Source organism: Symbiopectobacterium purcellii, from assembly GCF_052050035.1.
Lineage (GTDB): Bacteria > Pseudomonadota > Gammaproteobacteria > Enterobacterales > Enterobacteriaceae > Symbiopectobacterium > Symbiopectobacterium purcellii_A.
The window spans coordinates 750,039-769,563 of the sequence record NZ_CP189882.1 but is presented as its reverse complement, the minus strand read 5'-3'; the positions used below and the strand labels follow the sequence as shown (position 1 = coordinate 769,563).

The 19,525-nt window shown below is 53.6% G+C and carries 20 protein-coding genes and 2 pseudogenes; 16 read left to right on the top strand and 6 right to left on the bottom strand.

All coding sequences use genetic code 11. The annotated features are described in order from the left end of the window. The 15 genes and pseudogenes from ACQGXV_RS06350 to rpoS all read left to right on the top strand — a co-directional run bounded on the left by ACQGXV_RS06350 (position 1) and on the right by rpoS (position 12,752). Positions 1 to 366, top strand: coding sequence for an IS630 transposase-related protein (locus tag ACQGXV_RS06350; RefSeq protein WP_440862584.1), 366 nt, complete (start codon positions 1 to 3; stop codon positions 364 to 366). Beyond that, positions 290 to 823 (top strand): IS630 family transposase, encoded by a 534-nt coding sequence (locus tag ACQGXV_RS06345; protein ID WP_440862665.1) that lies wholly within the window; start codon positions 290 to 292, stop codon positions 821 to 823. Before ACQGXV_RS06350 ends, ACQGXV_RS06345 begins: the two co-directional genes overlap by 77 nt. Before the next feature lie 315 nt (positions 824 to 1,138). Continuing rightward, positions 1,139 to 1,597 carry a hypothetical protein gene (locus tag ACQGXV_RS06340; RefSeq protein ID WP_440865673.1) on the top strand — a complete coding sequence of 153 codons (459 nt, stop codon included), beginning with the start codon at positions 1,139 to 1,141 and terminating at the stop codon, positions 1,595 to 1,597. Positions 1,598 to 1,871: 274 nt separating this feature from the next. Next, positions 1,872 to 3,293, top strand: coding sequence for a siroheme synthase CysG (cysG, locus tag ACQGXV_RS06335; RefSeq protein WP_440865672.1), 1,422 nt, complete (start codon positions 1,872 to 1,874; stop codon positions 3,291 to 3,293). A 9-nt stretch (positions 3,294 to 3,302) separates the two neighbouring features. After that, positions 3,303 to 4,211, top strand: a complete 909-nt coding sequence (cysD, locus tag ACQGXV_RS06330; protein WP_440865671.1) for a sulfate adenylyltransferase subunit CysD — start codon at positions 3,303 to 3,305, stop codon at positions 4,209 to 4,211. Positions 4,212 to 4,222: 11 nt separating this feature from the next. Next, positions 4,223 to 5,650, top strand: coding sequence for a sulfate adenylyltransferase subunit CysN (gene cysN, locus ACQGXV_RS06325; protein WP_440865670.1), 1,428 nt, complete (start codon positions 4,223 to 4,225; stop codon positions 5,648 to 5,650). Continuing rightward, a complete protein-coding gene (cysC, locus tag ACQGXV_RS06320; protein WP_440865668.1) occupies positions 5,589 to 6,308 on the top strand; it encodes an adenylyl-sulfate kinase in 720 nt (239 codons plus the stop codon). The genes cysN and cysC overlap by 62 nt, the downstream gene beginning before the upstream one ends. A 58-nt stretch (positions 6,309 to 6,366) precedes the next feature. Then, entirely contained in the window at positions 6,367 to 6,693 is a 327-nt protein-coding gene (locus tag ACQGXV_RS06315; RefSeq protein WP_440865667.1) for a DUF3561 family protein, read from the top strand. A 230-nt stretch (positions 6,694 to 6,923) separates the two neighbouring features. Then, positions 6,924 to 7,259, top strand: a complete 336-nt coding sequence (ftsB, locus tag ACQGXV_RS06310) for a cell division protein FtsB (protein WP_440865665.1) — start codon at positions 6,924 to 6,926, stop codon at positions 7,257 to 7,259. A 30-nt stretch (positions 7,260 to 7,289) separates the two neighbouring features. After that, positions 7,290 to 8,000 carry a 2-C-methyl-D-erythritol 4-phosphate cytidylyltransferase gene (gene ispD, locus ACQGXV_RS06305; RefSeq protein ID WP_440865664.1) on the top strand — a complete coding sequence of 237 codons (711 nt, stop codon included), beginning with the start codon at positions 7,290 to 7,292 and terminating at the stop codon, positions 7,998 to 8,000. 127 nt (positions 8,001 to 8,127) lie between these two features. Beyond that, the gene (ispF, locus tag ACQGXV_RS06300; RefSeq protein ID WP_440865662.1) at positions 8,128 to 8,625 is read left to right on the top strand and encodes a 2-C-methyl-D-erythritol 2,4-cyclodiphosphate synthase; all 498 of its coding nucleotides are present in this window, start codon (positions 8,128 to 8,130) and stop codon (positions 8,623 to 8,625) included. Continuing rightward, a pseudogene (gene truD, locus ACQGXV_RS06295) lies at positions 8,625 to 9,689 on the top strand (tRNA pseudouridine(13) synthase TruD). Before ispF ends, truD begins: the two are co-directional and overlap by 1 nt. A gap of 139 nt (positions 9,690 to 9,828) precedes the next feature. Beyond that, positions 9,829 to 10,440 carry a protein-L-isoaspartate(D-aspartate) O-methyltransferase gene (locus ACQGXV_RS06290; protein ID WP_264626104.1) on the top strand — a complete coding sequence of 204 codons (612 nt, stop codon included), beginning with the start codon at positions 9,829 to 9,831 and terminating at the stop codon, positions 10,438 to 10,440. Positions 10,441 to 10,639: 199 nt separating this feature from the next. Next, complete coding sequence (gene nlpD / locus ACQGXV_RS06285) at positions 10,640 to 11,707, top strand: murein hydrolase activator NlpD (RefSeq protein WP_440865661.1); 1,068 nt, start codon at positions 10,640 to 10,642, stop codon at positions 11,705 to 11,707. A 53-nt stretch (positions 11,708 to 11,760) separates the two neighbouring features. Beyond that, positions 11,761 to 12,752 (top strand): annotated as a pseudogene (rpoS, locus tag ACQGXV_RS06280) (RNA polymerase sigma factor RpoS). Between the two features lie 92 nt (positions 12,753 to 12,844). Here rpoS and proS read toward each other — a convergent pair. From proS to metN, 6 genes are all read right to left on the bottom strand, one after another. Further along, entirely contained in the window at positions 12,845 to 14,563 is a 1,719-nt protein-coding gene (gene proS, locus ACQGXV_RS06275; protein ID WP_440865659.1) for a proline--tRNA ligase, read from the bottom strand. 184 nt (positions 14,564 to 14,747) lie between these two features. Then, on the bottom strand, positions 14,748 to 15,458 hold the full coding sequence (gene tsaA / locus ACQGXV_RS06270) for a tRNA (N6-threonylcarbamoyladenosine(37)-N6)-methyltransferase TrmO (RefSeq protein ID WP_440865658.1): 711 nt from the start codon (positions 15,456 to 15,458) through the stop codon (positions 14,748 to 14,750). Positions 15,459 to 15,467: 9 nt separating this feature from the next. Continuing rightward, on the bottom strand, positions 15,468 to 15,887 hold the full coding sequence (gene rcsF / locus ACQGXV_RS06265) for an Rcs stress response system protein RcsF (RefSeq protein WP_440865656.1): 420 nt from the start codon (positions 15,885 to 15,887) through the stop codon (positions 15,468 to 15,470). Between the two features lie 121 nt (positions 15,888 to 16,008). Next, positions 16,009 to 16,824: a MetQ/NlpA family lipoprotein gene (locus tag ACQGXV_RS06260; RefSeq protein WP_440865654.1), complete on the bottom strand. Its 816-nt coding sequence runs from the start codon at positions 16,822 to 16,824 to the stop codon at positions 16,009 to 16,011. Positions 16,825 to 16,894: 70 nt separating this feature from the next. Further along, on the bottom strand, positions 16,895 to 17,548 hold the full coding sequence (locus ACQGXV_RS06255) for a methionine ABC transporter permease MetI (RefSeq protein ID WP_440865652.1): 654 nt from the start codon (positions 17,546 to 17,548) through the stop codon (positions 16,895 to 16,897). After that, positions 17,541 to 18,575 carry a methionine ABC transporter ATP-binding protein MetN gene (metN, locus tag ACQGXV_RS06250; protein ID WP_440865651.1) on the bottom strand — a complete coding sequence of 345 codons (1,035 nt, stop codon included), beginning with the start codon at positions 18,573 to 18,575 and terminating at the stop codon, positions 17,541 to 17,543. Before metN ends, ACQGXV_RS06255 begins: the two co-directional genes overlap by 8 nt. Positions 18,576 to 18,756: 181 nt before the next feature. On the opposite strand from metN, the gene gmhB reads away from it, so the two are divergent. Next, positions 18,757 to 19,320 carry a D-glycero-beta-D-manno-heptose 1,7-bisphosphate 7-phosphatase gene (gene gmhB / locus ACQGXV_RS06245; RefSeq protein ID WP_440865650.1) on the top strand — a complete coding sequence of 188 codons (564 nt, stop codon included), beginning with the start codon at positions 18,757 to 18,759 and terminating at the stop codon, positions 19,318 to 19,320. Positions 19,321 to 19,525: the final 205 nt, after the last annotated feature.

Below are 19,525 nucleotides of genomic sequence, written 5' to 3'. Positions count from 1 at the left end.
ATGAGCTATTCAATTGATTTTAGACGTAAAGTGATATCTACACGGAAAAACGAAGGGTTGAGTATCCGAGAAACAGCGAAGCAATTTCGGATTGGCCCTGCCTCTGTATCGCGTTGGATTAATCAAATAGAGTCAAAAGCATCGACCACGCGTCAGCGAAAGATCGATAAATCCGAGTTGATAAAAGATGTTGAACAATATCCAGATGCTTACCAAAAAGAACGTGCAGAGCGTTTTGGCGTTTGTCAGAAGGCCATTTGGCAAGCGCTTAAAAAGCTGGGATTGACCTATAAAAAAAACTCTACGTCATCCGAAAGCCGACGAAAACGCCCGGCAGGGATTTCAACAAAAAAAACAACAGTATGAAAAAGAAGGTAAACCTATTGTTTTTATTGATGAAAGTGGTTTTTCACACGATGCCCCACGGACTCACGGCTATTCCCCAAAAGGTCAACGGTGTTTTGGCCTGAAGAACTGGGGAGCTAGGGGAAGAACAAATGTTATCGGCGCTTTATTAGGCACAACGCTGTTTGCTATCGGATTATTTGATATCAATATTAACAGCGATGTTTTCTATGCCTGGGTCACACAAGTCCTTATCCCAGTACTCCCTAAAAACAGTGTAATCATGATGGACAATGCCACTTTTCACAAAAAACATAATATTCAACAAGTCATCATCGATGCAGGGTATATGGTGGAGTATTTGCCTACATATTCGCCAGATCTTAACCCAATTGAGCATAAATGGGCACAAGCAAAAAGCAAAAAAAGAGAGATGGGTTGCGATACAGAGAGTTTGTTCTCAGTCCATATGGTGTAATCAAAATTAAGTCGCTTGGCTATACGATGCTCAGGTGGGTGAAGCCATGGCGATGGTCAAAGCGCTGAATCGTATGACGTTGTTGGGTATGCCACACAGCGTCAGGATCGGATAACAGGTGTAGCAGAGGGAGTCATCCTGTCGGCTAATTCTGATTTATTCAACAAAGCCGCGGAAGATGGTAGCGCAAGGATAACTATCGCCGCTGGCAGACTTGCATATGTTAGGCGAGATGGCGTCAACCGACCTATTTTGGCAAGAGGCCTTAACGCCGTAGCCGACGCCAACGGCTTCTGGAAAACAGCAAGCCCGGTAGTGAAGCTATTTGCCGATGGCACCAGCGAACTCACCAGCGAAGCCGAAGGCATCACCACCGAACGCCTGAGCGAAGGCGTGTACCGCATTTTCGGCTGTTTGGGCCTGAATGCCGATCGCGCCTGGGGCGGTGATGAGGGCGGTATCGATGTGCCGATGTGCCGCAACAAGTTACCGCGCCTGTGGGTGGACTATGGCGGCGATGAGGGCAGGTCGCAGATAAACCCGGATGGCTCTATCGTCATTCGAACCTATCATCGGCCACACCCGGATGCGCCGGTGGTCGCACGTAACGAGATTGAAGGCTACGCCAACGGCGACCCGATCGATATTCCGCACGACACCTTTATCTCGGTACGGGTACAAATGCCGGAGGTTGAAGTACAGAAGGCGGTAGTTGAAACGGTGCCCAATGAGGTTGAAAGCGACGTTATTTTGGAAACCTCAGCGCCAGTGTGAATGACCCCCAGGTCGGTCAGAGATGGCCGACCTGACTGGGTTTGGCGCATAATCCCTCAACCTGAAATTTTTTCTCGCAGCGGTGATATCCTCGCTGTGTGAGCCTAAATATATTTTTATAATCCCATCAAAATCAATCGATAAGCATTAAGTTGCGCGTCCTGCCCCGCTGTTATTCCATTACGGAACTTATCATTCCAATTCGGCATTTCATAACCCTTCCTACAGCACCGTATAGTCTACTTATCCAATTTTTAACTTTGTTAAGGCGATTGTGAACTATCTCCCTTTGTTCGCTGACGTGAAGCAGCGCGTAGTGTTGGTGGTCGGCGGTGGTGAGGTAGCAACGCGCAAGATTGATTTGCTGTTGCGTGCGGGTGCCGACGTGCATGTGGTGGCCAAATCCCTGGCAGAGCCGCTATTGGCAAAGCACAACGCCGGTCAGTTGCACTGGCTGGCTCAGGCGTTTTCCCCAGAACAGGTAGATAAGGCCTTCCTGGTGATCGCCGCCACCGATGACGTGGCGTTGAACGCGGCGGTGTCTCAAGCGGCGCAGCAGCGCTATCGCCTGGTTAACGTGGTGGATGACCAGCCCAAATGCTCGTTTATTTTTCCGTCTATTGTCGATCGTTCGCCGTTAGTGGTGGCGATTTCGTCGGGCGGACAAGCGCCGGTTTTGGCGCGTTTACTGCGCGAGAAGCTGGAAGCATTGCTGCCTGCCAGTTTGGGCGATATGGCCCGAGTGGCAGGGGAATGGCGCGATCGCGTCAAAGAGCGGTTTCATTCGATGCGTGCGCGCCGTCAGTTTTGGGAGCGGCTGTTTAATAGCCCTTTTGCTGACCAGATAGCCGCCGGGCAACAGGCGGTGGCTGAGGAAACCCTGCGCCAGCAGTTGGATCAACCGCAGCAGGTGCCGGGGGATGTAGCGCTTGTGGGCGCCGGGCCGGGAGACGCCGGTTTGTTGACCTTGCGTGGTTTACAACTTATCCAATTGGCGGATGTGGTGCTCTATGACCATCTGGTGAGCCCGGAAGTTCTGGAGTTGGTGCGCCGTGATGCGGAGAAAATCTGCGTCGGCAAGCGCGCCTCCGCACACTCATTGCCGCAGGGGGAGATCAACCGTCTGCTGTTTACGTTGGCATCGAGCGGTAAACGCGTGGTGCGACTGAAAGGCGGCGATCCGTTTATCTTTGGACGCGGCGGTGAGGAAGTGCAATACCTGGCAAAAGCCGGGATTCCCTTCCAAATCGTACCGGGAATCACGGCGGCGGCTGGCGTTACCGCTTATGCCGGTATCCCGCTCACCCACCGTGATTACGCACAAAGCGTACTGTTTATTACCGGGCACTGTCGTCCCGACGGGGAAGCGCTCGATTGGTCCACGCTGGCGCGGGGGCGTCAGACGCTCGCTATCTATATGGGCACGGTGAAAGCGGCGGAAATCAGCCAGCAATTGATCGCCCATGGGCGTGCACCGGATACGCCAGTGGCGGTGATTAGCCGTGGTACGCGAGCGGATCAGTCCGTGAACATCGGCACGCTGGCACAGTTGGAGGCCTTGGCGCATCAGGCGCCGACGCCGGCATTATTGGTGATTGGCGAGGTGGTTGCACTGCACCATCAGCTCGACTGGTTTGGTCTACAGGCGCAGGAGACCGGGCAAACCGGACGTTCTGCGCTCGTGAATTTGGCTTGAGGAAGGGTTATGGACGAGAAACGACTGACGCATCTGCGACAGCTTGAAGCGGAAAGCATACATATCATCCGCGAAGTGGCGGCAGAATTCAGTAATCCGGTGATGATGTACTCCATTGGTAAAGATTCTTCCGTCATGCTGCATCTGGCGCGCAAGGCATTCTACCCCGGCACGTTGCCGTTTCCGCTGCTGCATGTGGATACCGGGTGGAAGTTTCGTGAGATGTATAACTTCCGCGATCGCACCGCGAAAGCCTATGGTTGCGAACTGCTGGTGCACCGTAACCCCCAAGGCGAAGCGTTAGGGATTAACCCGTTTGTACACGGCAGTGCCAAACACACCGATATCATGAAAACCGAAGCGTTGAAGCAGGCGCTGGATAAATACGGCTTTGATGCCGCGTTCGGTGGGGCACGACGTGATGAAGAGAAATCTCGCGCCAAAGAGCGTATTTACTCCTTCCGTGACCGGTTTCATCGCTGGGACCCGAAAAATCAGCGCCCAGAGCTGTGGCATAACTACAACGGCCAGATTAACAAAGGGGAAAGCATTCGCGTGTTTCCGCTCTCCAACTGGACGGAACTGGATATCTGGCAATACATTTATCTGGAAAATATTGACATTGTGCCGCTCTATCTGGCCGCCCCGCGTCCGGTGCTGGAGCGTGATGGCATGTTGCTGATGGTGGATGACGATCGTATCGATCTGCAACCGGGCGAGGTTATCGAACAGCGTATGGTGCGCTTCCGTACCCTCGGCTGCTGGCCGCTGACCGGCGCGGTGGAATCACACGCGCAGACGCTGCCGGAAATTATTGAAGAGATGCTGATCTCGACCACCAGCGAACGGCAAGGGCGCGTCATTGACCGGGATCAGGCCGGATCGATGGAACTGAAAAAGCGTCAAGGGTATTTCTAAGGAATCGTCAAATGAACCAAAGCATTGCACAACAGATTGCCGATCAGGGTGGCGTCGAAGCCTATTTGCACGCGCAGCAGCACAAAAGTTTACTGCGTTTTCTGACCTGCGGCAGCGTGGATGACGGCAAAAGTACCTTGATTGGCCGTTTGCTGCATGACACGCGTCAGATATACGAAGATCAGCTTTCCACGTTACACAACGACAGCAAGCGGTTAGGCACACAAGGGGAGAAGCTGGATCTGGCGTTGCTGGTGGACGGTTTGCAGGCCGAGCGTGAGCAAGGCATTACCATCGATGTCGCTTACCGCTATTTCTCCACGGAAAGACGCAAATTCATTATTGCCGATACCCCCGGTCATGAGCAGTACACCCGTAATATGGCGACCGGGGCCTCGACCTGCGATCTGGCGATCCTGTTGATCGACGCGCGCAAAGGTGTACTGGATCAAACCTGCCGCCATAGCTTTATTGCCACGTTGCTTGGCATCCGCCATCTGGTGGTCGCAGTGAACAAAATGGATCTGGTGGACTACCAGCAAACGGTATTTGAGCAGTTCAAGCAGGATTATCTCGATTTTGCCCAGCAGCTTCCGTCATCGTTGCAGGTGACCTTTGTGCCTATTTCTGCGCTGGATGGCGATAACGTTGCGACGCCGAGCACCACCATGCCGTGGTACAGCGGCCCGACGCTGCTGGACGTACTGGAAACGGTGGATATCACGCGCCAGAGCGATACGCAGCCGATGCGTTTCCCGGTGCAGTATGTGAATCGGCCTAACCTGGATTTTCGCGGTTATGCCGGAACGCTGGCCTCCGGCGTGGTGCAGGTCGGGCAGCGCGTGAGGGCGCTGCCGTCGGGTGTGACCTCCTCTGTGGCACGCATCGTGACCTTTGATGGCGACTTGCAACAGGCGCATTCGGGGGAGGCGATCACGCTGGTGCTGGCCGATGAAGTGGACATCAGCCGTGGCGATCTGTTGGTGCCGGAAACGGATAATCTGCGTGCGGTGCAGCATGCGCAGGTCGATGTGGTGTGGATGGCGGAGCAACCCTTGGTGCCGGGACACAGCTATGACATCAAGGTTGCAGGCAAAAAAAACCGCGCGCGAGTGGACAATATTCAGTATCAGGTTGAGATCAATTCGCTGACGCAGCGTGTGACAGAGAGTTTGCCGTTGAACGGCATTGGTCTGGTGGATTTGACCTTTGATGAGCCGCTGCTGCTGGAGCCCTATCAGCAAAATGCCACCATGGGAGGTATGATTTTTATCGACAGACTGAGCAACGTGACTGTTGGTGCCGGCCTGGTGCGCGAGGCGATTGCTCAGGTGGCGCAGGATGCGTCTGCCTACAGTGCATTTGAGCTAGAGCTGAATGCGTTGGTGCGCCGCCACTTCCCGCATTGGGGTGCGAGCGACCTGCTGGGAGGGAAGTAGCATGGCGTTGCCTCCCGAAGAGAAGTATCACGCCGTTGATGGTAATCGTGATGACAACACTCAAGATGACAACATTGTCTGGCACGATCACCCGGTGGCACGCCGCGATCGGGAGCGGTTGCACCGCCACCAAGGGGCGGTTATCTGGTTTACAGGTCTGTCAGGGTCGGGAAAGTCCACGCTGGCAGGGCAACTGGAACAGCGCTTACACCAACTCGGCGTCAGCACCTATTTGCTTGATGGCGACAATGTGCGCCACGGGTTGTGCCGCGATCTGGGCTTCTCCGATGCCGATCGGCGCGAGAATATCCGACGTGTGGGCGAAGTGGCCAGCCTGATGGTGGATGCCGGACTGGTGGTGCTGACGGCGTTTATTTCGCCTCATCGCGCGGAGCGCCAGATGGTGCGCGAATCGTTGCCGGAAGGAAAGTTTATCGAAGTGTTTGTCGATACCCCGTTGGCCGTGTGCGAAGCGCGCGATCCTAAAGGATTGTATAAGAAAGCACGCGCCGGCACGCTGACCAATTTTACCGGTATCGATGCCGTCTATGAGCCGCCACACGCGCCCGAACTGCGCTTGGAGGGCGAACAATTGGTAACAAATTTGACCGATCAGTTATTAGATCTGCTGCACAGTCGAGCTATTATCAAAGTCTGATTTGCTCTGTCAGGTGTCACTGCCTTTCGCAGTGGGGCGGAGTGTTACAGGGTAGACTATGCAGAACGTAACGCAGTTATCGGTGTGTAAAAAGCGTGTGGTGCGTGAAGATGAACGTATCTACCCGTCAATGGGTGCTATCGCCGGTTTTTCTTTCTACTGGCTGGCCTTTGTGGTGCCGATTTGGGTCTATGGCTCGAATACTACGCTGTTTTTTATGCTCTACACCTGGCCGTTTTTTTTGGCACTGATGCCGCCCTCCGTGCTGATCGGCGTGTTTTTCAGTGTGATTTTCAAAGGCAATATGACGCTGATGGTGTTGTGCAGCGGCGCAGTGATTGTCTGTCTGTTCTGGTTGGTGTTTTCACTGATCACCGGGTGGTGAGGTGCGGCGTAAATCGCCGCTATTTGTTACAGACGTTTAACAAATGTGACTGGTATCTCCTCGCGCGCACCGTTCCTCGTGTTTCTTCTCTCGCTCTGCAACAACGCTTTTATGGCTCGGGTTACCCGCTTTACACCAAATGAACCGTACTCAGGTGCGTTAATCCGCCCTGATAATATGGAGTCGAAGGCAAAGTTATGGGATGATTAGGCGGTTTTTCAGGGGGCGGGATGGGAAAGCTAACGCTGTTATTATTGATTTTGCTCGGTTGGCTGCAATATTCGCTGTGGCTGGGTAAAAATGGCATTCATGACTATGTTCGGGTTAAAGACGACGTGGCTGTCCAACAGGGCAACAACGGCAAGCTCAAAGCCCGGAACGAACAGCTGTTTGCGGAAATCGACGATCTTAACGGTGGGCAAGAGGCCATTGAAGAGCGTGCGCGCAATGAACTGGGCATGATCAAACCGGGTGAGAGCTTCTATCGTCTGGTGCCGGATCAATCCGGTCGTCGTGCGGCGACGGCGCCTTCCTCTGCGAATTCTGGCGCATCTAACGCCCTGTAATCTTCTAACCCTATGACGTCACGTTAACCCATGTCTGAACCGCTGGTCTCCTTACCTGAGGTTGTCGCCGTTCTGCCCGCCGCCGGAAACGGCAGCAGAATGGAGTGCGACTGTCCAAAGCAATATCTCACCCTCCATGGAAAAACGCTGCTGGAACACACGTTGGCTGCGTTGTTTCAGCATCCACACATTCAGCGTGCCGTGGTGGTTATCAGCCCTGACGACTGGCGCTTTAGCGCCTTGCCGTTGGCACAAGACCCGCGCATCAGCGTGGTGTTCGGCGGCAAACAGCGGGCTGATTCGGTGCTGGCCGGCTTGCGCGCGGTCAGCGATGCGCCCTGGGTGTTGGTGCATGACGCCGCCCGCCCGTGTTTACATCTTCAGGATCTGGATCGCTTGTTACAGCTTATCCGGCACTGCGACGTGGGCGGTATTCTTGCTGCACCGGTGCGAGATACCATGAAACGTAGCCAGGGTGAGGCGATTGAGCACACGGTTGATCGCCGCGATTTATGGCATGCTTTGACGCCGCAACTGTTTCCACGGTTATTATTACAAGATTGCCTGGAGTGCGCGTTACAACAAGGTGCTGTCGTGACCGATGAAGCGTCTGCGCTGGAGTTTTGCGGCTATCATCCACAGATTGTTGCAGGGCGCGCTAATAATATTAAAGTAACGGGTCCAGAGGATTTGGCGCTGGCCGAGTTCTACCTGGCGCGATTGGCACCGCCAAGCGTGTGAATCCCGATAGGCTTACAGAGGTAAGTGATTCGCGGGAATGAGCGTAGCCAACACACTGGCAACTTGAAGTATCACGGGTATAGATCTCATGTTTCATAACCATTCGATAATCAAGGAGAATAACCCCATGCGTATTGGTCACGGTTTTGATGTCCACAAACTGGGCGGCGAAGGCCCATTGGTGATCGGCGGGGTTCGTATTCCTTACCCTCAGGGATTGTTGGCGCATTCTGATGGGGATGTGTTGCTGCATGCGGTAACTGATGCGCTGCTCGGTGCGGCGGCGCTCGGCGATATCGGTAAACTGTTTCCCGACACCGATCCCGCCTACAAAGGCGCGGATAGCCGCGAACTGCTGCGCCAGGCGTGGCAGCGGATACAAGAAAAAGGCTATCGACTGGGCAATCTGGATGTCACTATCATTGCGCAAGCGCCGAAAATGGCCCCGCACATTCCGCAAATGCGGGTGAATCTGGCTGAAGATCTTCACTGCCATATGGATGATGTCAACGTAAAAGCCACCACCACTGAGCAGCTCGGATTTACCGGGCGTGGCGAAGGAATTGCCTGTGAAGCGGTTGCGCTGTTGGTGAAAGATGAACGGAGCGCAGTGGTCGCATGGTAATGCAGCAAGAACCCGCTACGCTCAACATGGAAAGCCTGTTCTGGCTGCATGGTGAACCGCAGGCGACAGGGATGCTCAAAGCAACCGCCGATGATTTCCGCGTAGTGGAAGAGCTGGGTTTTGCGCCGGACGGCGATGGCGAACATGTGCTGGTTCAGGTACGTAAACGTGGCTGCAACACCTAGTTTGTGGCGGAAGCGTTGGCGAAATTCGCCCGTATTCCCGCGCGTGCCGTGAGTTATGCTGGCTTGAAAGACCGGCATGCGGTGACGGAGCAGTGGTTTTGCGTGCATGTGCCGGGCAAAGCGTTACTAGATTTCTCCGCGTTTGCGCTTGAAGGGTGTGAAATCCTTAACAGTGCCCGTCATCGGCGCAAACTGCGTATCGGTGCGTTGCGCGGAAATCAGTTTACGCTGACGCTGCGCAATATTAGCGACCGTGCTGCCGTCGAGGCACGGCTAGCCGCGATTGTCGAACAGGGCGTGCCGAACTATTTTGGCAGTCAGCGCTTCGGTCGCGGTGGCAACAACCTGATTCAGGCGGCACGTTGGGCCAGAGAAGAGATTCGCGTCAGTGAGCGCAGCAAGCGTAGCTTCTATCTGTCGGCCAGTCGTAGCGCGCTGTTCAATCTCATTGTGAGCCAACGTTTGAGTCAGGGGTTGGCAACGCAGGTGCTGGAAGGTGATGCGCTGCAACTCGCCGGGCGTGGCAGTTGGTTTGTGGCAAATGGAGATGAAGTGACGATACTGCAAACGCGCGTTGATCAGCGTGAGCTGTGCGTGACGGCTCCGCTGCCCGGCGATGGCGATCCTGGCACTCAGGGTGACGCGTTGGCGTTTGAACAGCGTTGCTTGGCGGGGCACGAGACGCTGCTTGGATTGCTGCGTCGCGAACGGGTCGAGGTTGCGCGTCGTGCCGCGCTGCTGTATCCGCAGCAGATGTGCTGGTCTTGGCTGGATGAAACGTCGGTCACGCTGGATTTCTGGCTACCGGCGGGCAGCTTTGCCACCAGCGTTGTGCGCGAACTCATCACGCCGCTGGAGCAGATGGATATCGCTGATTGAGATGCTGTAATTTGATGTAGTACTGATGTAGTACCTATGCAACAAGGATGCGAGCTCACGGCAAGGCATTGCTGTTATTGAGTAAAGTGATGAAGACGTTAATCACGACTGAGGCTGACGGGATAGGGTGAACAAGCGCATGCAAACGATGCTGACATTGTTGCGTCAGCAGGGCATTCATGACGAGCGATTGCTTAAGGCTATCGAGGCTGTGCCGCGTGAGCGTTTTGTCGACGAAGCCTTTGAGCATAAGGCTTATGAAAATACCGCGCTGCCGATAGGCTCCGGTCAAACCATCTCTCAGCCTTATATGGTTGCTCGCATGACGGACCTGTTGCAATTGACGCCCGCGTCTCGCGTGCTTGAAATTGGCACCGGGTCCGGCTACCAAACGGCGGTTTTGGCGCATTTGGTAAAGCAGGTTTTTTCCGTTGAGCGTATCAAAGGGTTGCAGTGGCAGGCTAAACGACGGTTGAAGCAGCTGGATCTGCATAATGTTTCCACCCGGCACGGTGATGGCTGGCAAGGCTGGCCGTCACGCGGCCCGTTTGATGCCATTATTGTGACGGCGGCGGCGCCTGAAATTCCGAATGCGCTGATAGCGCAATTGGATGAAGGGGGCATTATGGTGCTCCCGGTGGGAGAACAGTCGCAAACGTTACAACGCATACAACGCCACGGAGGCGAATTTGTGGTTAATACCATTGAAACGGTTAAATTTGTTCCACTGGTCAAAGGCGAACTAGCCTGATACCTTTGCAAGCACGTTTTGGGTATCAGTCATTTACGATTTATTTCAATAGAACGTAGTTCAATAAAACCCTGTCATAGTGAGAACATGTTGATATTGTTAGCATTGAGTGGGTGCTAATGCGGTGATGACAGGGTGGACCCTGAGTGGTCTCATTAAGGTATTGAATTAGTGTTACGGTTATAGGGGAGCAAGGCGCATGGGAAGCCAAACGAGAACACTGCGTCAGATGGCGGCATGCACGGCAATTATTCTGGGGTTGGCGGGATGTTCCAATAACGACAGCAAACCCGCTCCAATCAGCAGCGTGGGCGGTCAGGGCAATAGCAGCAGCCGCGGTGGAATGCTCGCGACTGCGCCTTCTAATATATCATCTTCCGGCGATGCGCCGATCACCACGCGCGATGGCCGTATTGTCTACAACCGTAGCTATAACGCCATTCCCAAAGGCAGCTACGGCGGCAGCACTTATACGGTAAAACGCGGTGATACGTTGTTCTACATCGCCTGGATAACCGGCAGTGATTATCGCGAGCTGGCCCAGCGCAATAATGTCGCTGAGCCCTATAGCTTGAATGTCGGACAGGTACTTCAGGTGAGTGACGGTTCTTCCGCGCCTGTGAGCAGCGGAACGACCGGAGGCGGAGGCATGCTGGCAGGCAGCGCGGGCAGCAGCAGCGGTGGTATGCTGGCACCTTCCGATGCCACGCGTGGCGGCGTACCTCAGCCGCCATCAATGACGCAAATTCAAACAACGCAGGTTGATTCTCAGTCAACTAATGCGTATTCTGGAAATTCGGGTAAACAGAATGTAGGTAAGATGTTGCCTTCCACTGTAGCTGCCGTGACGGCTCCTGTGAGCGCCCCAGCGGCTGTTGAAAGCAGTGCTCCTGCTGTCGGCAGCTGGCGTTGGCCTACTGAGGGGAAAGTCATAGATAGTTTCTCCGCGTCGGAGGGGGGAAACAAAGGGATTGATATCGCTGGCACTCGTGGGCAACCGATCATGGCGACCGTTTCAGGGCGCGTCGTGTATGCGGGCAACGCTTTGCGCGGGTACGGTAATCTGATCATCATCAAACACGACGATGATTACCTGAGCGCCTATGCCCATAATGACACTATGCTGGTCCGGGAACAACAAGAGGTCAAGGCGGGTCAACAGATCGCTACCATGGGTAGCACCGGAACCAGTTCAGTACGCTTGCATTTTGAAATTCGTTACAAGGGGAAATCCGTAAACCCGCTGCGTTACCTTCCGCAGCGATAAATCGGGCAGAGTATTTCGGTATTCTGCCAAGGGATCACGGGTAGGAGCCACTTATGAGCCAAAGCACGCTGAAAGTTAACGAGTTACATGATGATCCCGAGTTCGAGGAAAATGGACTTGATGTTTTTGACGAAAAGGCGTTAGCGGAGGATGAAGCGGGGGATAATGAGGCATCCGACGATGAGTTGTTATCCCAAAGTGCAGCCCAGCGCGTGCTGGATGCTACCCAACTCTATTTAGGAGAGATCGGTTACTCTCCGCTTCTGACCGCTGAAGAAGAAGTCTTTTTTGCCCGTAGAGCGCTGCGCGGTGATGTTTCATCGCGACGCAGTATGATTGAAAGCAACCTGCGGCTGGTGGTTAAAATCGCCCGTCGCTACAACAATCGCGGTCTGGCGCTGTTGGATCTCATCGAAGAAGGTAATCTTGGTTTGATCCGTGCGGTTGAGAAGTTCGATCCTGAAAGGGGTTTCCGCTTTTCAACCTATGCCACATGGTGGATTCGCCAGACGATTGAACGGGCTATCATGAACCAAACCCGTACCATACGTCTGCCTATCCATATCGTAAAAGAATTGAACGTTTATCTGCGTACCGCGCGTGAACTTTCGCATAAGCTGGATCACGAGCCCAGTGCGGAAGAGATTGCCGAGCAGCTCGACAAACCCGTTGATGACGTAAATCGCATGTTACGCTTGAATGAGCGTATCACATCGGTCGATACGCCATTGGGCGGGGACTCTGATAAAGTGCTGCTGGATATTCTGGCGGATGAAAAAAACAACGGACCAGAAGACACCACGCAAGACAACGATATGAAACAGAATATCGTTAAATGGTTGTTTGAACTGAACGCTAAACAGCGTGAAGTGCTGGCCCGTCGTTTTGGGCTGCTGGGATATGAAGCAGCAACGCTTGAAGACGTTGGTCGTGAAATTGGCTTAACCCGTGAACGCGTGCGCCAAATCCAAGTGGAAGCTCTGCGCCGTCTGCGTGAAATTTTGCAAGTACAGGGCTGGATATTGGAGAGCTGTTCCGTGAATAACGAAGCAGAAACGATTGCCGTATTTGCACGTTGAGGTCAAATAAAAGAGGTGGGGAAAACCCCACCTCTTTTCTATGCGTTATTACTGCGTATTAACGAACGGTATTGGCCGACAAGAAATCAACGATCTCGCCTACCTTGATCATCTTTTTCTCACCGTCACGACGATATTTATATTCAATCTCGTCGTTATCCAGATTGCGATCGCCAATGACGATAGTGTGCGGCACGCCGATCAATTCCATATCCGCAAACATCACACCCGGGCGCTCTTTACGATCGTCGAGTAGCACATCGATGCCCTTGGCGCGCAGCTGCTGATAAATGTCTTCAGCCAGCTCTTTTACGCGGAACGATTTGTGCATGTTCATCGGCAGGATCGCCACCTGGAAAGGCGCGATGGCGTCATGCCAGATAATGCCGCGATCGTCGTGATTCTGTTCGATGGCGGCCGCGACCACGCGCGTCACTCCGATACCGTAGCAGCCCATGGTCAGAATCTGGTTACGACCATCTTCACCTTGTACGCTGGCTTGCAGTGCCTGAGAGTATTTGGTGCCCAGTTGGAAGATATGACCCACTTCAATGCCGCGTTTGATTAACAGCGTGCCTTTCCCGTCCGGGCTGGCATCGCCTTCAACCACGTTGCGGATATCAGCCACTTGCGGCAGTGCAACGTCACGCTCCCAGTTAACACCGAAGAAGTGTTTGCCGTCCTGGTTTGCCCCAGCGCCAAAATCGCTCATTGCCGCGACGGTGCGATCGATAATCACCGGTATCGGCATATTAACCGGGCCTAGTGAGCCCGGACCCGCACCAACGATGTTGCGAATCTCAGCCTCGGTTGCGAAGGTCAGCGGGCTGTCGACCTGCTCCAGTTTTTCCGCTTTCACTTCATTCAGCTCGTGATCGCCACGCACCAGCAGAGCAATCAGCGTGTGGCCGCTCTCTTGTGTCGCTTTCACCAGCAGCGTTTTGACCGTTTTTTCGATCGGCAGGTTAAATTGCTCAACCAGCTCGGCGATGGTTTTGGCGTTAAGGGTATCAACCAGACGCATCTCTTCTTTCGCTTCGGCACGTCCCAGTGTGGGGGCAACGGCTTCAGCAAATTCGATATTGGCAGCGTACTCGGAGTCGGTAGAGAACACGATGTCATCTTCGCCGCTCTGCGCCAGCACCTGGAATTCGTGTGATGCGCTGCCACCGATGGAGCCGGTGTCCGCCTGAACCGCGCGGAAGTTCAACCCCATGCGGCTAAATGCACGGCTATAGGCGTCGTACATCGCGTCATAGGTGACCTGCAACGATTCCTGCGAGGTGTGGAACGAGTAAGCATCTTTCATGATGAATTCGCGAGAACGCATCACCCCGAAACGTGGGCGCACTTCATCGCGGAATTTGGTCTGGATCTGGAACAGATTCAGCGGCAGCTGCTTATAAGAGCTCAGTTCGTTGCGCACCAGCTCGGTAATCACTTCTTCATGCGTTGGGCCGAGAACAAACGGGCGGTCACCGCGATCGACAAAGCGCAGCAATTCCGGGCCATACTGTTCCCAGCGGCCACTCTCCTGCCACAGATCGGCGGGTTGTACCACGGGCATGGAAATCTCGATAGCACCGGCGTTGTTCATCTCTTCACGCACGATGTTTTCGACTTTCTTCAAAACCCGGTAGCCGGTCGGCAACCAGGTGTATAACCCGGAGGCCAGCTTGCGGATCATCCCGGCGCGCAGCATAAACTGATGGCTGATGACTTCCGCGTCGGCAGGCGTCTCCTTCAGGGTGGAGAGCAGATATTGGCTAGTACGCATGGTGTTTTAGTTCCGTCAGAACGCAAAGTAATGGGCACCGATGTGCCCCAAAACGAGATGCAAAGGGCGGTATGGGCCCTTAAACACGGTAAAGTGGCTTAGTGTAACAGTGACTTTCCTTCGTCAAAAGTGTGCGGCGTGAATTTTATGGCGCGCAGGTCATGGATAACGATTCAATGTGCGCTTAGCGCGGTGCTGGCTCAAGGCTAAGCACTTCTGTCTGCATGGCTGTTACGCGCCAGCGCACGTTGAATTCGAGCAGCAGGGCGGCGTAATCGCGCGAGACTTCCCCTTTGCGGTACGCCGGGCGCGGATCCTGATTCAATACCTGGGTGATAAAACGGCGCAGGTGCGGGTAAGTGGATTGATGTTGCGCCAGTTGTTGCTCTGCCAGTGCAGAAAAATGCACGGGCATCGCGGTGTCTGGTGCCTGTTGCGCGAAGCCGCCAATGGCATCAGGCACGCTCTCCGCAAAGGGCAAATAGGGTTTGATATCAACCACTGGCGTACCATCGACCAGATCGAGGCTGCCCAGCTGTAAGATAACGCTGTCGCCTGTGGTTTTTATCCCTTTCAGTCTGACCAGCGACATACCGATGGGATTCGGGCGAAACGTGGAACGTGTGGCGAAAACCCCCATACGCACATTCCCGCCCAAACGGGGAGGGCGCACCGTTGGGCGCCAGCCCTGTTCCATGGTGTGGTGAAAAACAAACAGCACCCAAATATGGCTGAACGCGTCCAGCCCACGCACCGCGTCTGGCTGGTGGTAGGGCGGCAGAAGATGCAGTTCTCCGTCGCCATCTTCAATCAGGCCGGGTTGCCGTGGCACGGCGAATTTTTCTTTATAAGGCGAACGGATAACGCCAATCTGATCGAAATGATAGGTGGTCATTGCCCGGCTTTATTGAGAAGAAATTTTCAGTGCAGTGCCTTCACAAATGGCCTGTCGATAGCAGCCTGCAACACCTCTGACTACCTGGCAGTTGTGCACCAGAACCGCATTGGCGCGCATCGCTGTTGCACGCGTTTGCATACGGCGGAGGGCATTTGCAACCGTCGCCATCGTATCTTGCATGCTTGCCTGACATACAGAGCCGGACACTTCGCCCATATCGTGGAACGGTTTACCCACCAGCTCTTCCGCACTGTTATACAGCACGGCGGTTGCCGGACGCGGAGCCGGTTTTGCTTTCGCCGGGGCTTCGACAGCCGGCTCGACAGCCGGCTCGATAACCGGTTGCGGTGCGGGTGCCGTTTTGGGTTGCAGCAGGGAACATCCTGTTAGTGACAGCGCTAAAAACACGAGCGGTATAGCACGCATAGCATTTCCTCTTTACTCTTCATCTTTTGAAGTGCGCTTATTGAAGCAAGCTACGACACAAATAACAAGACGGGCACCGAGGCCCGCCTTGAAATAATTGTCACTCGCGTATTGGATGATATTACCAGCCTTTCACCGCGCCGCCGTTGAAAATTTTGTTGGCCGCTTCATAAACTTCGTCTGACTGGTAGGCCTGAACGAATTTCTTCACGTTAGCCGCGTCTTTGTTGTCTTCACGCGACACAATCAGGTTGACGTACGGAGAGTCTTTCTCTTCCACGAACAGACCGTCTTTGGTCGGTGTCAGGTTAATCTGGCTGGCATAGGTGGTGTTGATGATAGCCAGTGCGATTTGATCGTCATCCAGAGAGCGCGGCAGTTGCGGTGCTTCCAGCTCGACCAGTTTCAGGTTTTTCGGGTTTTCAACCACGTCCAGCACGGTCGGCAGCAGGCCAACGTTATCTTTCAGTTTGATCAAACCCTGTTTTTGCAGCAGCAGCAGAGAGCGACCCAGGTTGGTCGGATCGTTAGGCAGTGCGATTTGCGCCCCGTTTTGCAGCTCGTCTAATGATTTGATTTTTTTGGAATAGCCAGCGATCGGGTAGACAAAGCTATTGCCAACAGCAACCAGTTTGTAACCACGGTCTTTGATCTGTTGATCCAGATAAGGCTTGTGCTGGAAGGCATTCAGGTCAATATCCCCTTTGCTCAGCGCTTCGTTCGGCAGCACGTAATCGTTAAAGGATACCAGTTCCACGGTCAGGCCATATTTGTCTTTAGCCACTTTTTGTGCAACTTCAGCAACTTGCTGCTCAGCACCCACGATAACACCGACTTTGATGTGGTTCGGGTCTTTTTCTTCTTGTCCGCAGCCTGTCAGCGCCAGCGCACCCAGTAACGCACCCAGTGCGGCGACGGTTTTAAATTTGATTGTCATTTCCTTAACCTCTGCATATTTAACGTTTTGCGGCCTGCCGTCAGCGGCATAGTCCGACGTGTAGTAAAACTTATTTATGAGTAACTGCCCGTACCGTGCGATCGCCTACGAATTGGATCAGGTAGACCAGAACAACCAGTAATATTAATACCGTATTCATGACTGCCGCGTTATAACCAATGTATCCATACTGATAACCAATTTGACCTAACCCACCGGCACCGACTGCACCCCCCATAGCAGAATAGCCTACCAAGGTGATAAGTGTGATGGTGGCGGCATTGATAAGACCGGGAAGTGCTTCTGGCAGCAGAATCTTACGAATGATCTGTAACGGTGTTGCGCCCATAGCGCGCGCCGCTTCGATCAATCCGCTGGAGATTTCCAGCAGGGCGTTTTCTACCATACGCGCGATAAACGGCGCCGCACCAACGGTCAATGGCACAATGGCGGCCTTCAGCCCGATAGAGGTACCGACGATGGCGCGGGTGAACGGAATCATCCACACCAGCAAAATAATGAACGGAATAGAACGGAAAATATTCACCAACGCTGACAGCGTGCGATACAGCGGCGGATTGGCAACGATCTGACCCGGGCGGGTAATATAAAGCATCACGCCAACCGGCAATCCCAGCACAAAGCCAAAGAAGCCGGATACAAATGTCATCACGACGGTTTCCCAAACGCCTTTCGCCATCAACCACATCATTGCTTCAGACATAGCCCAGCACCTCAACTTTCACATGGTGTTCCTGTAAAAACGCGATGGCGGCCACCGTGTCCTGTTCTTCGCCGTGCATTTCGGCCAACATGATGCCGAATTTAACGCCGCCTGCGTAATCCATCTGCGCACTGATGATATTGTTATTGATGTTAAAGCGGCGCGCGATAGTCGAGAGTAACGGCGCATCGACGGATTGACCGGTAAACTCCAGCAGTAGCAGCGGGGTGTTCTGGTCGTTGTGCGGTGCGGCTATAAGCCGGGACTGGTAATCCTCGGGGATGTCCAGATGCAACGTAGACTGAATAAAGGTTTGTGCCAAGGGCGTTTTAGGGTGAGAGAACACTTCGCTGACCGTGTCCTGCTCAATCAATTGACCGCCACTGATAACGGCTACCTGATCGCAGATGCGTTTTACTACATTCATTTCATGAGTGATCAACAGGATGGTTATCCCTAAACGGCGATTAATGTCTTTGAGCAGTTCGAGAATGGAACGAGTTGTGGCCGGATCGAGCGCACTGGTGGCCTCGTCACACAGCAGCACCTTGGGGTTGCTGGCCAGCGCGCGAGCAATCGCAACACGCTGCTTTTGTCCGCCGGACAGATTTGCTGGGTAAGCATCGTGCTTGTCCGATAAACCCACCAGTTCGAGCAACTCGTTGACGCGGCGGGTAATTTCGCTTTTCGGCGTGGTGTCCAACTCAAGAGGCAGTGCCACGTTACCAAACACGGTGCGTGACGCCAAAAGGTTAAAGTGCTGGAAGATCATGCCAATCTGGCGGCGTGCCTTAGTCAACTGCGCTTCGGACAGTGCCATCAAATCCTGGTCACCGACCAATACCTCGCCGTGTGTCGGGCGCTCCAGCAGATTGACGCAGCGGATCAACGTACTTTTACCTGCACCGGATGCACCGATAACCCCATAGATTTGCCCCGCAGGGACATTCAGACTGACATTGTCCAGTGCTGTGATGGTCCGGCCTTTCTGCTGGAAAATTTTTGTAATGTTAGAAAGTTTAATCATCTTTATTTATCGTAAGTACCTATCGTGGGATAGATCAACGTCTGCCGTATGCAGAATATTGTACGTATGTTAGGGCGTCTAGACGTCTAAGTCAATTTACTTTGTCGTTATGACGCATTCTCGCCAAGGACAAAAAAATGCGATACTAACCTGCAAATAACGCCATCAGGAGCACATAGCAGTGGCACAACCCATTCCAGCCGTTTTTCTCGATCGCGACGGCACGATTAATGTCGATCACGGTTACGTTCATGAGATCGATCAGTTTGAGTTTATTGATGGCGTTATCGACGCGATGAGTGAACTAAAGAAGAAAGGATTTGCACTGGTGCTGGTGACTAACCAGTCCGGTATTGCGCGTGGCATGTTCAGTGAAGATGATTTCATGCACCTCACCGAGTGGATGGATTGGTCGCTGGCCGATCGCGGGGTCGATTTGGATGGCATCTATTTCTGTCCTCATCACGCAGAACAGGGGCAAGGGGAATATCGTCAGGAGTGTGACTGCCGTAAACCCAAGCAAGGCATGTTCCTCTCAGCGCAGAGCTTCCTCAACATCGATATGGCCGCTTCTTATATGGTAGGTGATAAGGAAGAAGATATGCAGGCTGCCATTGCGGCGGGTGTCGGAACAAAAGTGCTGGTGCGTACCGGCAAGCCGATTACCGAGCAAGGCGAAGCGCTGGCTGATGTTGTGATTGATAGTCTGGCCGATTTGCCGCGCATTATCGAACAGCGTAAATGAGTAAAATCGGGCTTATCGGGCGGAATTTGAACAAACGGAAAAAAAGATGAAAAAAGGGGTTGTGTAAATTATTGGGATCCCTATAATGCGCCTCCGTTGACACGACACGAAGCGATTCAAAGCGAGGTCAGCAAGAGAAAAACGATTCACTTTCAAATGAAAATAATCGTTGACTCTGAAAGAGGAAAACGTAGTATACGCCACC

Bases quoted from the DNA above. Each gene is read 5' to 3' on its own strand.
- ACQGXV_RS06350 (WP_440862584.1), top strand. From the start codon at position 1: ATGAGCTATTCAATTGATTTTAGACGTAAAGTGATATCTACACGGAAA.
- cysD (WP_440865671.1), top strand. From the start codon at position 3,303: ATGGACGAGAAACGACTGACGCATCTGCGACAGCTTGAAGCGGAAAGC.
- cysN (WP_440865670.1), top strand. From the start codon at position 4,223: ATGAACCAAAGCATTGCACAACAGATTGCCGATCAGGGTGGCGTCGAA.
- cysC (WP_440865668.1), top strand. From the start codon at position 5,589: ATGCGTTGGTGCGCCGCCACTTCCCGCATTGGGGTGCGAGCGACCTGC.
- ACQGXV_RS06315 (WP_440865667.1), top strand. From the start codon at position 6,367: ATGCAGAACGTAACGCAGTTATCGGTGTGTAAAAAGCGTGTGGTGCGT.
- ftsB (WP_440865665.1), top strand. From the start codon at position 6,924: ATGGGAAAGCTAACGCTGTTATTATTGATTTTGCTCGGTTGGCTGCAA.
- ispD (WP_440865664.1), top strand. From the start codon at position 7,290: ATGTCTGAACCGCTGGTCTCCTTACCTGAGGTTGTCGCCGTTCTGCCC.
- ispF (WP_440865662.1), top strand. From the start codon at position 8,128: ATGCGTATTGGTCACGGTTTTGATGTCCACAAACTGGGCGGCGAAGGC.
- ACQGXV_RS06290 (WP_264626104.1), top strand. From the start codon at position 9,829: ATGCAAACGATGCTGACATTGTTGCGTCAGCAGGGCATTCATGACGAG.
- nlpD (WP_440865661.1), top strand. From the start codon at position 10,640: ATGGGAAGCCAAACGAGAACACTGCGTCAGATGGCGGCATGCACGGCA.
- proS (WP_440865659.1), bottom strand. From the start codon at position 14,563: ATGCGTACTAGCCAATATCTGCTCTCCACCCTGAAGGAGACGCCTGCC.
- tsaA (WP_440865658.1), bottom strand. From the start codon at position 15,458: ATGACCACCTATCATTTCGATCAGATTGGCGTTATCCGTTCGCCTTAT.
- rcsF (WP_440865656.1), bottom strand. From the start codon at position 15,887: ATGCGTGCTATACCGCTCGTGTTTTTAGCGCTGTCACTAACAGGATGT.
- ACQGXV_RS06260 (WP_440865654.1), bottom strand. From the start codon at position 16,824: ATGACAATCAAATTTAAAACCGTCGCCGCACTGGGTGCGTTACTGGGT.
- ACQGXV_RS06255 (WP_440865652.1), bottom strand. From the start codon at position 17,548: ATGTCTGAAGCAATGATGTGGTTGATGGCGAAAGGCGTTTGGGAAACC.
- metN (WP_440865651.1), bottom strand. From the start codon at position 18,575: ATGATTAAACTTTCTAACATTACAAAAATTTTCCAGCAGAAAGGCCGG.